Annotated in this window: 11 protein-coding genes and 1 pseudogene; all 12 read left to right on the top strand. The window is 31.9% G+C overall.

The genetic code is table 11. The features are described 5' to 3' along the window. Nucleotides 1-2: 2 nt before the first annotated feature. Nucleotides 3-2,078 carry a translation initiation factor IF-2 gene (infB, locus tag KPL50_RS00835; protein ID WP_216296542.1) on the top strand — a complete coding sequence of 692 codons (2,076 nt, stop codon included), beginning with the start codon at nucleotides 3-5 and terminating at the stop codon, nucleotides 2,076-2,078. Between the two features lie 20 nt (nucleotides 2,079-2,098). Next, nucleotides 2,099-2,455 (top strand): annotated as a pseudogene (gene rbfA / locus KPL50_RS00830) (30S ribosome-binding factor RbfA); the annotation flags it as partial. Nucleotides 2,456-2,510: 55 nt separating this feature from the next. Continuing rightward, nucleotides 2,511-3,473 carry a bifunctional oligoribonuclease/PAP phosphatase NrnA gene (locus tag KPL50_RS00825; protein WP_216296880.1) on the top strand — a complete coding sequence of 321 codons (963 nt, stop codon included), beginning with the start codon at nucleotides 2,511-2,513 and terminating at the stop codon, nucleotides 3,471-3,473. Continuing rightward, nucleotides 3,470-4,339: a tRNA pseudouridine(55) synthase TruB gene (truB, locus tag KPL50_RS00820; protein ID WP_216296540.1), complete on the top strand. Its 870-nt coding sequence runs from the start codon at nucleotides 3,470-3,472 to the stop codon at nucleotides 4,337-4,339. The genes KPL50_RS00825 and truB overlap by 4 nt, the downstream gene beginning before the upstream one ends. A gap of 13 nt (nucleotides 4,340-4,352) precedes the next feature. After that, nucleotides 4,353-5,267 carry a bifunctional riboflavin kinase/FAD synthetase gene (locus tag KPL50_RS00815; RefSeq protein ID WP_216296539.1) on the top strand — a complete coding sequence of 305 codons (915 nt, stop codon included), beginning with the start codon at nucleotides 4,353-4,355 and terminating at the stop codon, nucleotides 5,265-5,267. Nucleotides 5,268-5,409: 142 nt separating this feature from the next. Continuing rightward, nucleotides 5,410-5,673: a 30S ribosomal protein S15 gene (rpsO, locus tag KPL50_RS00810; RefSeq protein ID WP_216296538.1), complete on the top strand. Its 264-nt coding sequence runs from the start codon at nucleotides 5,410-5,412 to the stop codon at nucleotides 5,671-5,673. Nucleotides 5,674-5,789: 116 nt separating this feature from the next. Next, nucleotides 5,790-7,901, top strand: coding sequence for a polyribonucleotide nucleotidyltransferase (locus KPL50_RS00805; RefSeq protein WP_216296537.1), 2,112 nt, complete (start codon nucleotides 5,790-5,792; stop codon nucleotides 7,899-7,901). A 91-nt stretch (nucleotides 7,902-7,992) separates the two neighbouring features. Then, on the top strand, nucleotides 7,993-9,267 hold the full coding sequence (locus KPL50_RS00800; RefSeq protein WP_216296536.1) for a pitrilysin family protein: 1,275 nt from the start codon (nucleotides 7,993-7,995) through the stop codon (nucleotides 9,265-9,267). 136 nt (nucleotides 9,268-9,403) lie between these two features. Further along, entirely contained in the window at nucleotides 9,404-9,679 is a 276-nt protein-coding gene (locus KPL50_RS00795) for a YlmC/YmxH family sporulation protein (protein ID WP_216296535.1), read from the top strand. Nucleotides 9,680-9,694: 15 nt separating this feature from the next. Continuing rightward, on the top strand, nucleotides 9,695-10,885 hold the full coding sequence (gene dapG / locus KPL50_RS00790) for an aspartate kinase (protein ID WP_216296534.1): 1,191 nt from the start codon (nucleotides 9,695-9,697) through the stop codon (nucleotides 10,883-10,885). Between the two features lie 51 nt (nucleotides 10,886-10,936). Further along, complete coding sequence (locus tag KPL50_RS00785) at nucleotides 10,937-11,650, top strand: ClpP family protease (protein ID WP_375372898.1); 714 nt, start codon at nucleotides 10,937-10,939, stop codon at nucleotides 11,648-11,650. 178 nt (nucleotides 11,651-11,828) lie between these two features. Continuing rightward, complete coding sequence (locus tag KPL50_RS00780; protein ID WP_216296532.1) at nucleotides 11,829-14,138, top strand: DNA translocase FtsK; 2,310 nt, start codon at nucleotides 11,829-11,831, stop codon at nucleotides 14,136-14,138. The last annotated feature ends 11 nt before the right edge of the window (nucleotides 14,139-14,149 follow it).

Below are 14,149 nucleotides of genomic sequence, written 5' to 3'. Positions count from 1 at the left end.
ATTTGGCAAAAGTCAGAATATATGAATTAGCAAAAGAGTTAGAGGTGTCAAGCAAAGAATTAATTAATGTACTATTCGAGGAGTTTAGTATAAAAGCGAAAAATCATATGAGTGTGATTGAGGAAGAGGATGCTGAGTTAATAAAGGAACTGTATAGTGACGAAAATTCAGGACTTAAAGATGAAAAAAATGAAACAGTAGAGCATTATGAAAATATAGCTAATGAAGATGCTAACAAAGTTGTTATTAGAAAAAGAGGTAGAAAAGGTAGAGATGAGCTTGGAAATGGTAACAATGGTGTTGAAGCAATAGATGATGAGGTTGTAGTAATTGAAGCGTCAATTACAGTTAAAGACTTAGCTGACACGCTAAAGAGACCTTATGTTGAAGTAATAAAACAACTTATTTTCATAGGCGTTATGGCTGGAATGAACCAAGAAATTGATTTTGCTACAGCAGAAAAAGTAATTGAAAAATATGGTGCACTTGCAGTACTCAAAGACGCAGAAGAAGGCAAACTTGCTGACGTTGAAGAAGTGGAAGTTATTGAAGCTGATTTAGCAACAGCTAAAAAACCAGCTGTTGTAACAGTTATGGGCCACGTTGATCATGGTAAGACATCACTACTTGATTGTATTAGAAAAGCTAAGGTAACTGAAACAGAGGCGGGCGGAATCACGCAGCACATTGGTGCCTACACAGTTAATATTAATGGAGAAAAAATCACATTTTTAGATACACCAGGACATGAAGCTTTCACTGCAATGAGAGCTAGAGGTGCCCAAATAACAGATATAGTTATACTTGTTGTAGCTGCAGATGATGGTATTATGCCACAAACGGCAGAAGCTATAAATCACTGTAAGGCTGCTAAGGTACCAATGATAGTAGCTATAAACAAGATAGATAGACCAGGAGCTAATATTGATAAAGTTAAGCAAGAATTAACAGAATATGGTCTTGTATCTGAAGATTGGGGTGGAGACACAATTTGCGTTCCAGTTTCAGCTCATACTAAAGAGGGTATAGATACACTTCTTGAAATGGTACTTATTACAGCAGAAATGTTAGAACTAAAAGCAAACCCAGACAGAAGTGCAAAAGGAACTGTAATTGAGGCAAAACTTGATAAAGGTAGAGGACCACTTGCTACTCTTCTCGTACAGAATGGTACGCTAAATACTGGGGACTCTATAATAGTTGGTTCAACTTATGGAAGAATAAGAGCAATGTTTGATGATAAGGGTAACAAAATAAAAACTGCAGGGCCTTCTATACCAGTAGAAATACTCGGATTATCTGAAGTGCCAGCAGCTGGAGACAGATTTAATGTAGTTAAAGATGAGAAAACTGCAAGAAATATGGCTGAAACTAGAAAAGCAAAATCAAGAGAAGAACATTTTCAATCTAGTAATAGAGTTTCAATGGAAAATCTATATAGTCAAATACAAGAGGGATCTGTTAAAGAGCTTGGCGTTATTGTAAAAGCTGACGTTCAAGGATCTGTAGAAGCTGTACGCCAATCTCTTGAAAAACTATCTACTGATAATGTTAAAGTAAGAGTTATACATTCTGGAGTTGGAGCTATTACAGAAACAGATGTTACACTTGCAGCGGCTTCAAATGCAATAATTATAGGGTTTAATGTAAGACCAGATAATAATGCTGTGATAGTTGGTGAAAAAGAGAAGGTAGAAATTAAAACTTATAGAATAATTTACGATGCGCTTGATGATATAAAAGCTGCAATGGTCGGCATGCTAGATCCTGTATTTAAAGAAGTTGTTTTAGGTAGAGTTGAAATAAGACAAATATATAAAGTTTCAAGTGTAGGAACAATAGCGGGGTCTTATGTATTAACAGGTAAGGTTACAAGAAATAGTAGTGTACGTGTGCTTAGAAATGGAATAGTAATAACTGAATCAACGCTGGCGTCATTGAAGAGATTTAAAGATGATGCAAAAGAGGTTGCTGCAGGATATGAGTGTGGATTAAGTGTAGAAAAATTCAATGACCTTAAAGAAGGCGACATTATCGAAGCATTCATAATGGAAGAAGTAAAACCAAAATTAGTTTAATATAAGGAGTAGTGGGTTGTATGGTTAATTATAGAAATGGTAGAATAAATGAAGAAATCAAAAAAGAAGTAAGCAATACAATTCAAAACAAAATAAAGGATCCAAGAAAAAGTGCTATGGTAAGTGTAACAAAAGTAGAGACAACAAAAGACCTAACATATACAAAGGTTTACGTTAGTATATTTGGTAGTGAAAACTCTAAAAAAGAAACAATTGAGGCGCTTAAAAGTTCAACTGGCCTTATGAGAAAAGAAATAGGGGCTCATGTTAAGTTAAGACATGTTCCTCAAGTTATCATTGAGGTAGATGAAACTATAGAAAAAGCAATACACTTAGAGGGTATTTTCAACAAAATAAAGGCAAAAGAAAAACTTGATGAAAAAGATAATGAAGAAACCATAAATGAAGAAGATAATAGCGACGACGATAGCGATGAAAATTAATGATATTGTTGATAGAATAAAGCTATTTAAAAAAATTGCTATAACTTTTCATACTTCACCAGATGGTGATTCATTAGGTAGTGCACTGGCTTTACTTATTGGACTTAGAAAATTTAAAAAGGAAGTCTATATAATCTCGAAAGAAGTTATACCACAAGCTTTTCTATTTTTGCCATGCTCAAATGAAATTAATGGTGAAACAACTGAACCATTAGTAGATACGGAGTGTGTCATAGTACTAGATTGTGGTGATTTCAAAAGAATTAATGCAAATTTATTTATGCAAAATAAGAAGTTTGAATTAATTAATATGGATCACCATTTATCTAATGATTTATATGGAGATTTTAATTTTGTTGATACAAGCGCTTCTGCAGTTGGAGAAATTGTGTATGAAGTGCTTAGACTTCTTCATGTAGAAATAGACAGTGAAATAAGTACTTGCTTGTACACTTCACTACTTACAGATACGGGATCATTTAGACATTCGAGTACTACAGCAGTAACTCATAATATAGCAGGGGAACTTATTAAGACAGGTATAGATTTTAGCAACATACATAGAATGATTTTTGAAAATAAAAAATTTGAAAAAATAAAATTCTATGGAGAAGTTATTAACAACATGACTGTGGAGCACAATTCTAAAGTGTGTATCATGTATATATCTAAAGACATGCTTGAAAATTATGAGACCGTTTCAGAAGACACATCAGATGTTATTACTTTTGGGGCTTCCATAGATACCGTTGAAGTTACTATTCTTATAAAAGATGCTGAAAATGGGGTTAAAGTGAGTTTAAGATCTAAATCACTAGTAGATGTTAGTAAAATTGCAGAAGAGTTTAACGGTGGCGGACATATTAGAGCTGCAGGTTTTTTCACAGAAGGCAATTTTCATGATACTAAAGCAAAATTGATGGAAATTCTAGAAAAAGAGTTGATAAAATGAATGGTATATTAAATGTATTTAAACCTACAGGAATGACCTCCTTTGATGTAGTTCGCATAATAAAAAAAATCAGTCATGTAAAAAAAGTAGGCCACGCTGGCACTCTAGATCCTGAAGCTAGCGGGGTTTTACCTGTTTGTATAGGGAAAGCAACAAAGGCTATTGACTATATAATGGGAGACTTTAAAATTTATGAAGCTGAACTAAAGCTAGGGGTTATCACTGATACTTATGATAGAGAAGGTAAGATATTAAGTGAAAGAGAAGTTAATGCAAGCACTGAGGAAATTACACAAGTAATTAATTCATTTATAGGAGAAATAAAACAAGTTCCTCCTATGTACTCAGCACTCAAGGTTAATGGAAAAAAACTTTATGAACTGGCAAGGGCTGGGATAGAAATAGAGAGAGAAGCTAGAGCTATAACAATTTATGACATAGAGATTAGTGCAATTGAATTGCCTTATGTAAAGTTTAGGGTTAAATGCTCTAAGGGTACATATATCAGGAGTCTATGTTATGATATTGGAGAATTATTAAAATGTGGTGGTATGATGTGGAACCTACAAAGAACTGCTACAGGGCAATTTCATATTGAGGATGCTATAAATATTGTGGATTTAAATGAAGAAAATATAAATGGACATATTATGCCAATAGAAAGTATTTTTCAAAATAACACTAAAATTACCATTGAAGATAGATTTGTTAAGTTTTTATTAAATGGAGTTGTAGTAAAGGATAAGGCATTAGCTTGCATGTTTGAATGCGAAAGTGTATATAGTATCTATAATAATGAAAATGATTTTATTGGGATTGCAGATAAAAGTAATGAGGGTGTTAGGCTAATAAAATCATTTATATAGGAGTATATTAAAAATGGAAATTATAAAAGATGATTTTAAAACAAAATTTAAATATCCAACATACATTGCACTGGGGAGTTTTGATGGACTTCATTTAGGGCATATGCATCTTATAAATAAAGCAGTGGAATTATCAAAAGAGAATAATGCTAAAAGTATGATTTGTACTTTTAAAAATCACCCATTGTCTGTTATCAACAAGGAAATTTGTCCAAAGCTCATAATGGATAATGACACTAAAATAGAATTATTAGAGAATACTGGCATTGATATAGTTAATTTGGTTCATTTTGATAAGGAATTTATGAAGATAACTCCAGAAGAGTTCATAAAAAACATGGTGAAATTCTATAATGCAAAGGGAATAGTTGTTGGTTTTAATTATAGATTTGGATATAAAAATTTAGGCGATGTAGAAATGCTTCAAAAATACAGTAGTATTCTAGGATATAAGCTATATGTTTGTGAGGCTATTAGTGTTAATAATGAAGTAGTAAGTAGTTCTAGCATTCGACACCTTATTGCTGAGGGAGACATAATTAAAGCTAATGAACTTTTAGGAAGACCACACACTATTGCTGGCGAAGTAATTAAAGGAAAACAACTTGGTAGAACTATTGGATTTCCAACTGTAAATTTAAATTACAAAAAACAATATATTCTTCCTAAGGGAGGGGTATATTATACACTAGCTGAGTATGATAATAATATGTATAAAGCTATAACCAATATAGGGTATAATCCTACTGTAGAAGGTGGTAAACTATCAGTTGAAACGTATATTTTAAACTTTAATAAACAAATCTATGGTGAAAAAGTTAAAATTTACTTTATAAACAGAATAAGAGATGAAGTGAAATTTGATACCATTGAGGAACTAAGACAACAACTTATTAAAGATAAAGAATATGCTTTTAATCAAAATTAATAGAGAAATGTAAATTTAAATGTAAAAATTAATTTACAATCTAATCTTAGTTTGTTATAATTGATTTGAACCTTATGCTAAGTTCACCGAATCGCCAACGGTGTACTTGGAATATGGGGATTATTTTCGGAGGTGTTGTAAAATGCAAAAGGCTAAAAAACAAGAAATAATGGTAAAACATGCGAGACATGAAGGAGATACTGGTTCTCCAGAAGTACAAATCGCACTACTTACTGAAAGAATTTTAGAGTTAACTGAACACTTAAAAATTCATAAAAAAGATCACCATTCAAGAAGAGGTCTATTAATGATGGTTGGACAAAGAAAAGGTATGTTAGGTTACTTAAAGAACCAAGATATTGAAAGATATCGTGCAATTCTTGCAGAACTTGGACTAAGAAAGTAATTAAGAGCGGCTTAGCCGCTCTATTATTTTAATTATTAGTAAATAAATATAAATTTGATTAATAAAACATTTATATTAGAAAATAATATTAGTGTAAATTGAAGGGAGGCAAATATATGATTCATGTTATAGAAACTACTGTTGCAGGTAGGACTCTTAAAGTTGAATATGGTAGGGTTGGAATGCTGTCAAACTGTTCAATATTCATGAGCTATGGCGAAACAGTAGTTATGGTTAATGCAAATGCATCAGAAAAACCAAAGGAAGGTATTGATTTCTTTCCACTAAGTGTAGAATATGAAGAAAGACTTTATGCCGTTGGTAAAATTCCTGGTGGATTCATAAAGAGAGAAGCAAGACCATCAGAAAGAGCAATTTTAACAGCAAGGGGTATTGACAGGCCTCTAAGACCACTATTCCCGAAAGGCTATAAAAATGATGTGCAAATCGTATGTACTGTATTATCAGTTGAACAAGATAATTCACCTGAGATACTTGCTATGAACGCAGCATCAATGGCATTATGCATATCAAGTATACCTTTTACAGATGCTGTTGCAACTGTTTCAGTGGGCCTTGTTGACGATAAATTTATATTGAGTCCAACTGTAGAAGAGAGAAGCGCTAGTTCTATGAATCTTACAGTTTGCGCAACAAAAGACAATGTAACAATGATAGAAGCAAGTGGAAATGAAATACCAGAAGATGTTATGATAGATGCAATTGATTTCGCTTTTGAAGCATGTAAAAAAATTGTAGCTTTCCAAGAAGAAGCTGTGGCTAAATTTGGAAAAGAAAAAATAACACCTGTAATAAGTAAAATAGATGAAACTCTTCAAAGCGAAGTTAGAGAATTCTCATTTGATATGTTTAAGACAGCAATGTACATAATGGATAAAGATGAGAGAAACACAAAAGTAGATGAAATAAAGCAAAAAATAAGTCTTGAATTTAATGAAAAATATGCTGATAAAAAATCAGACATAGGTGAAGTTGCATATGGCATTCAAAAGGAAATAGTTAGAAATATGATGCTAAATGAAGATAGAAGACCTGATGGAAGAGCTTTTGATCAAGTTAGACCAATAAGCTGCGAAGTAGGGATACTTCCTAGAACTCATGGAACTGGCCTATTTACAAGAGGATTAACTCAAGTAATGGGAGTTGCAACTCTTGGAGCACTGGGAGAAGCACAGAATTTAGATGGAATAGGAAATGAAGATTCTAAAAGATACATGCATCATTATAATTTTCCAGCTTATAGCGTAGGAGAAGTTAAACCAATGCGTGGACCTGGAAGACGAGAAATTGGTCATGGTGCTTTAGCCGAAAAAGCAGTAGAACCACTTTTACCATCTGTAGAAGATTTTCCATATGCTATTCGTGTTGTATCAGAAGTACTAAGTTCTAATGGTTCAACATCTCAAGCAAGTGTTAGTGCAAGTATTTTAGCACTATTAGATGCAGGAGTTCCACTTAAGAGACCTGCAGCGGGTATCGCAATGGGACTAATTACAAATGCTGATTTAACTAAAGAAAAAGTATTAACGGATATTCAAGGTATAGAAGATTTCTTTGGTGATATGGACTTTAAAGTAGCTGGAACTGTGCAAGGTATCACAGCTATACAAGTTGATACAAAGCTTCATGGCTTATCTAATAATTGCATTAGAACTGCAATTATGGATGCTAAAAAGGCTAGACTTCATATATTAGAGAAAATGAATGAGTGTATTTCAGAGGCGAGAAGTGAAATATCGATATATGCTCCTAGAATTTACACACTAAACATAGCACCTGATAAGATTAGAGACATAATTGGACCTGGTGGAAAAATGATAAAGAAAATCATAGCAGAAACTGGTGTTAAAATAGACACTTATGATGATGGAAAAGTTGTAATTATGTCTAGTGATAGTGTTTGTGCAAATAGGGCAGTAAAAATTATTGAAGATCTAACTAAATCTGTTAAGGTAGGCGAAATATATTTAGGAAAAGTAACAAAAATTGCTGCTTTTGGAGCATTTGTTGAAATACTTCCTAATAAAGAAGGATTAGTGCATATTTCTAAACTTGATTTTGCTAGAGTAAATAAAGTTGAAGATATTGTTTCTGTTGGTGATGAAATATTAGTAAAAGTAATGGAAATAGATAATCAAGGAAGAGTAAATCTTTCAAGAAGAGACGCTATTAAAGATAGTGAAAATGAAAAAAAAGATGCTGAATAATAGAAGGGCTTAGATGCCTTTTTATTTTTTTTAATAATATTGCCTTAATATGCACATAGTAAATATAAATTCTCATTAAGGAGAGGCGCATATGTATAATTTGTTTAAGTTGAATAATGGATTAAGAGTTGTAGTTGAAAATATTGAATATGTAAATTCTGTAAGTGTAGGCTTATGGATAGAAAATGGTTCAAGAAATGAAAATGAAGTGAGCAGTGGAATATCACATTTCATTGAGCATATGCTTTTTAAAGGAACGCCGAGTAGAACTGCAAAACAAATTGCTGAAGCTATTGAAGACGTGGGCGGACAAATAAATGCATTTACAGGAAAAGAAGCCACCTGTTATTATATAAAAGCCTTAGATACACATTTAGAATTATCCTTGGACATTTTGTCAGATATGCTTTTCAATAGTAATTTTTCAGAAGAGGAAATTGAAAAGGAAAAAGGGGTAATTTTCGAAGAGATAAATATGAGCGAAGATTCACCAGAAGATGTATTAATGGATTTACACACAAAAGCAATATGGCACAAGGATTCTATATCCTTACCTATTTTAGGAACTATGGATACTGTAAAATCTTTTAGTAGAAAAATGATGCTAGATTATATTGACTCATATTATATACCAGAAAACTCAGTTATATCAATTTCTGGTAAATTTGACATGAAAAATATAGAAAAGCTTTTAGAAGTGTATTTCGGAAAATGGAGTACTAAAAATAAAACTATTACTAAATATAGTAGTCCGCAGCTATTAAATCACCATTATTTTAGAAAAAAAGATATTGAGCAACTCCACATAAGCCTGGGAATACCTGGAGTGGAGATTGGGAATGAGGACACTTATACACTAATACTTCTAAGTAATATATTAGGAGGAGGAGCCTCATCTAGGTTATTTCAAAAGGTTCGTGAAGAGTTAGGCCTGTGTTATTCAATCTATTCTTATATATCAGCCTTTAAAAATACTGGTATTGTAAGTATTTATGCTGGACTTAATCCACTGTATGCGGAAGTTGCTATTGGTGCAATAAAAGAAGAGGTTAGCAAATTTGCAAAATCAGGAATTGATAATGAAAGATTACTAAAGGCTAAAGAGCAGTTAAAGGGTAGTTATATTTTAGGGCTTGAAAGCACCAGCAGTAGAATGTTTAGCAATGGCAAGTCTGTCATGTTTTTGAATAGGATTAATACTCCAAAAGACGTACTTAGAAAAATAAACGAGATAGATATGACAAGGGTGAACTCAGTAATGGAAAAGACTTTTAAAAAAGGTATAATAAATTCTGCATATGTAGGAAAAGAAAGAGAAATGGTTAAGAAACTTTTTAAAGGTAATATTATTTCTATGGATAAGTAAATTTATTTATAATTATATAGAAATTAGGCATAACTCCAGAAAATATTCCATACTATTTTAGGGGCATGAAAATAAATGAAAGTACTTGTTATTTATTTTCATGCACCTTGAGAGAAATGTTAAGGAGGATGTTTATATGGAAGATAATATAAAGCTGTACAGCGAAATGGAAAGATATGAAATTATCAATATTAATGATGGTGATAAATATAACAATTTAGGTAGTAATGATGTAGTTATCGATGAGAATGGTCTTCTTAAATTTTTAATTATTAATGAGGGCAGTGCTAAATTTAGTTTTTTTAAAAGTAACGATATCATTGAAATACCTTGGGAATATGTTAAAAAGATAGGCTCGAGAACTATAATAATTGATGTTGATAATGAATTTTTAAAAAAATCTCATATTTAATTATGGAGGACATAGATGAAGATAATAGTGCAAAAGTTTGGAGGCACATCTGTTTCAACGGATGAAAAAAGAAAGCTTGTAGCGTGTAAAGTAATAAACGCAAAGGCAGAAGGTTATTTTCCTGTGGTAGTAGTATCTGCCATGGGGAGAAAAGGGGCGCCTTATGCTACAGATACGCTACTATCCCTTGTAGATGATAATTTTAAAGCTGTAAATCCATTAGCAATAGATTTGCTAATGAGCTGTGGTGAAACTATAAGTACTGTAATAATGTGCAATGAATTAAATAATAATGGTATTGATACAGTGCCCTTAACCGGGGGACAAGCAGGTATAATTACAGATTGCAATTATAACAATGCAGCAATACTTAATGTGGACACAAAACAAATACTTAGTATACTGCAAAAGGGAAAAATTCCTGTAGTAGCAGGATTTCAAGGTAAGGATGAAAATAATTATATTACAACTATCGGTAGAGGCGGAAGTGATGTTACTGCTGCAATACTAGGCGCAGCGCTTAATGCAGTAGAGACGCAAATATACACCGATGTAGATGGTATTATGACAGCAGATCCACGAATAGTTTCTGAAGCAACTTTAATAAAGAAAATAAGTTATGATGAAATTTTTCAATTTGCAGATCAAGGAGCCAAGGTCATACACCCTAGGGCCGTGGAAATATCTAGAAAATATAATATACCATTAGTAATAAAGAACACTATGAACGATTGTGATGGAACGGTAATTAGTAATTTGGGAAGCGAAAGTTATGATAATATAATTACTGGCATTACACATATGAATAATAGAGTTCAAATAAAAATATGCAAAAATTTAAATGTTATTTACGATGATCTCTTTGATATCTTAGCTGAAAATCTTATAAGCATAGATCTTATAAACGTTTTTCCTAAAGAGAAAATATTTACTATTGATGAAAAAGACTTTATTAAATTTCAAAATTTAATTAAAGAGATTAATATGTCCTGCTCTTTTGTTAAGGAGTGTAGCAAAATTTCAATTATAGGTTCAAAAATGAGAGGTATTCCGGGTGTTATGGCTAGAATACTTAAGGCATTAACTAGAGAAAAGATTGAAGTTCTTCAAACAGCAGATTCTCATATGACTATTTGGTGTCTTGTAGAGACGGGATATGTTGAGGCAGCAATAAATGCCTTGCATAGGGAATTTAAATTAGGATAATAAATGTATATAGTTTCTCTTAATGCACAAAATAAAGATGGATTAGGAGGAATGCAAATGCCAAAAGTTGAAAAAAATAAAGAAGCTAAGAAAAAAGAAATTATTGTGGAAAATTCAAATCAACAGGTTGAAAATATCAAAGAACTGGGAGTAACTAATCTTCCGACTCAAAATGATAAAATTCAAATTTTGTCTATTATTGGTCAAATAGAAGGACACATGATGTTATCGCCCCAGACTAAAACTACTAAGTATGAACATGTTATTCCAGAGTTAATTGCTATGGAAAGAGATGAAAAAGTAAAGGGTATTCTTATAGTTCTAAATACTGTAGGAGGAGACGTGGAAGCAGGTCTTGCAATAGCTGAGATGATTAGAAGTGTTAGCAAACCAACTGTATCACTAGTAGTTGGAGGAGGCCATTCAATAGGTATCCCGCTTGCAACAGCTGCTGCGTATTCATTTATTTCCCCCTCTGCAACTATGATAATTCATCCTATAAGAATGAATGGTTTGATAATAGGGGTATCTCAAACTTTTGAATACTTTAATAAAATGCAAGAACGAATAACTGAGTTTATTATTAGGACTTCCAAAATTGATAAGGAAACCGTAAATAGATTAATGCATCAAACTGATGAACTTTTAAATGATATGGGTACTATACTTATCGGAAAACAAGCGGTTGATAATGGATTGATAGATGAGGTTGGTGGAATTAGTGAAGCCTTATCAAAATTAAATGAAATGATAGACAAAGCTTAAAAATAGATATAAATAGGTTCTAAGGGCCTATTTATATCTATTTTATTGGTTTTTTTATCATAACTGATAGAATTAATTGTATTTTTTATGGATATAGTTTAAAATTCATCTATAAAGCTATATAAAGTTAAAGGAGATTTCTAAAATTTGTAGAAATATTAAGAATGGAGGTGATACTTTGGCTAGAAAAAAAACTAAATCTAAAGTCGTCAGTAATGTAAACTTTGATAGTGAAATTTTTGGAATTATTTTAATAACAGTAGGAATATTAATTTTATTTAGTATCTTCTCTACTATGTTTTCAAGTTCTGATTCAATATCAGGAACCATAGGTAATTTTATTAACCATTTACTTTTTGCAATACTTGGGGTGGGCGCATACCTTTCGCCTTTTTTAATAATATTTATTGGTATATGCTACATTGTTAAGAAAGGTAAGATAAACTTCAGTAAGAAGTTTTATGGAATAATACTTTTTATAATAAATACATTGCTATTTATACAAATGCTATCCTTTAGTAAATATTATACTAAAGGAGAGTTTTGGCAGGGAATAAATAAAATGTACAATTCAGAGCATGTGCTGCATGGTGGAATTATTAGTTATTCAATTGATGTACCACTTCATACATTATTTGGTGCTGTGGGAAGTTTTATAATTTTTATTGGTATTTATGTTATATGTTTGACTCTAATATTAAAAATATCTTGGCATGACATCTGTTTTAATCTAAAGGATAAATTTATGATTAAAAAGAGTAAGAACAAGAATAATGATAATAAGGAGTTATATATAGAGAATAGTGATAAGCAAGAAGAACAGATAGTTCCAAATGAAGATAAAAATGATTTTATAAAAGGCATTAACAATAAAATTAAAATATTTGATTTCTTAAGGTCAAATGAAGTTGCCTCAGAAGTGGAAATCGTAGATAAAGAAGAAACTGTTAATAGTATTAAACAGGGCGATGCACGTGCCTCTAAAGGGAATCACATAGATAATTCTATTAAACAAGAATTAGAACAAGAAATTCAATTAAATAGTACACATGCAAAGTCAAACAATAAATATGATTTTCCAACTGTAGATTTATTAAATGAAAATACTACTTCCAAAATGAATAAGAACGACAAAAAAGAATTGCTTAGTAGTGCGAGTAAACTGCAAGAGACATTAAGTAGCTTCGGAGTTGAAGCAAAAGTTATTCAAGTCACAAAAGGACCTTCAGTGACAAGATTTGAACTTCAACCGAATGCTGGTGTTAAGGTCAGCAAAATTGTAAATCTTGCAGATGATATTGCATTGAATTTAGCTTCATCTGGTGTAAGAATTGAAGCACCAATACCTGGTAAGGCAGCCGTAGGCATTGAAGTGCCAAACAAAGAGTTAAGCGCAGTATACCTTCGAGAGGTAATAGAATCTAATGAATTTTCAGCTGCAAATAAAAATTTATCATTTAGTCTAGGCAAAGATATAGGAGGTAATTGTGTTGTTTCAGATTTAACGAAAATGCCTCATTTGTTGGTAGCAGGAGCTACAGGGTCTGGAAAGAGTGTTTGTATAAATTCATTAATAATTAGTTTGCTTTATAAATATTCCCCAGAGGAGGTTAAGCTCTTATTAATTGACCCCAAGGTGGTTGAATTAAATATTTATAATGGAATACCTCATCTATTAATACCAGTTGTAACAGATCCCAAAAAATCTGCAGGTGCTTTAAATTGGGCTGTAAATGAAATGACAAGAAGGTACAAACTTTTCGCTGAAAATAATGTGCGTAATATTGAAGGATACAATGAATTAGTTAATAAAGGTGTTGCGGAAAATAAATTGCCTTGGATAGTAATTATAATTGATGAGTTAGCAGACCTCATGACGGTTTGTGCCAATGATGTAGAAGAATACATTGGAAGGCTGGCACAAATGGCAAGGGCGGCAGGCATGCATTTAGTAATTGCCACGCAAAGACCATCAGTTGATGTTATTACAGGGGTGATAAAGGCCAATATACCATCAAGGATATCCTTTGCAGTTTCAAGTCAAATAGATTCAAGAACAATTTTAGATTCTGCTGGTGCTGAGAAATTATTAGGTAAAGGTGATATGCTTTTTTATCCCGTAGGAGAGGCTAAGCCAGTTAGAATTCAAGGTGCATTTGTATCAGAAGAAGAAGTTGAACGAGTGGTAGATTTTATAAAAAGTCAGAAAACAGAATTAAGCTATGAAAAAGAAATAATAGACGAAATAGAAGGTAACTCTCACAATAAAGATGAGGTTGATGATATTGATGAATTATTAAATGAAGCAATTAAAATAGTAGTTGAAAATGATCAAGCTTCCACTTCCTTATTGCAACGAAAGCTAAAAATAGGGTATAATAGAGCAGCGAGAATTATAGAGCAAATGGAGGAACGTGGAATTATTTCAGGTAGAAATGGAAGTAAACCTAGAGAAATATTATTAACCCAAAGTGAATTAAAAGATTAATAATATAAATT

The organism is Clostridium sp. CF012, from assembly GCF_018861755.1.
In the GTDB taxonomy this organism is placed as follows: domain Bacteria; phylum Bacillota; class Clostridia; order Clostridiales; family Clostridiaceae; genus Clostridium_AD.
Note: the sequence above shows the minus strand (reverse complement) of the source record. Positions and strands in the feature narration are given on the sequence as shown.

Coding starts and splice junctions, on each gene's coding strand:
- truB (WP_216296540.1), top strand. CDS start 3,470: ATGAATGGTATATTAAATGTATTTAAACCTACAGGAATGACCTCCTTT.
- KPL50_RS00825 (WP_216296880.1), top strand. CDS start 2,511: ATGAAAATTAATGATATTGTTGATAGAATAAAGCTATTTAAAAAAATT.
- KPL50_RS00800 (WP_216296536.1), top strand. CDS start 7,993: ATGTATAATTTGTTTAAGTTGAATAATGGATTAAGAGTTGTAGTTGAA.
- KPL50_RS00805 (WP_216296537.1), top strand. CDS start 5,790: ATGATTCATGTTATAGAAACTACTGTTGCAGGTAGGACTCTTAAAGTT.
- KPL50_RS00815 (WP_216296539.1), top strand. CDS start 4,353: ATGGAAATTATAAAAGATGATTTTAAAACAAAATTTAAATATCCAACA.
- KPL50_RS00795 (WP_216296535.1), top strand. CDS start 9,404: ATGGAAGATAATATAAAGCTGTACAGCGAAATGGAAAGATATGAAATT.
- rpsO (WP_216296538.1), top strand. CDS start 5,410: ATGCAAAAGGCTAAAAAACAAGAAATAATGGTAAAACATGCGAGACAT.
- KPL50_RS00785 (WP_375372898.1), top strand. CDS start 10,937: ATGCAAATGCCAAAAGTTGAAAAAAATAAAGAAGCTAAGAAAAAAGAA.
- dapG (WP_216296534.1), top strand. CDS start 9,695: ATGAAGATAATAGTGCAAAAGTTTGGAGGCACATCTGTTTCAACGGAT.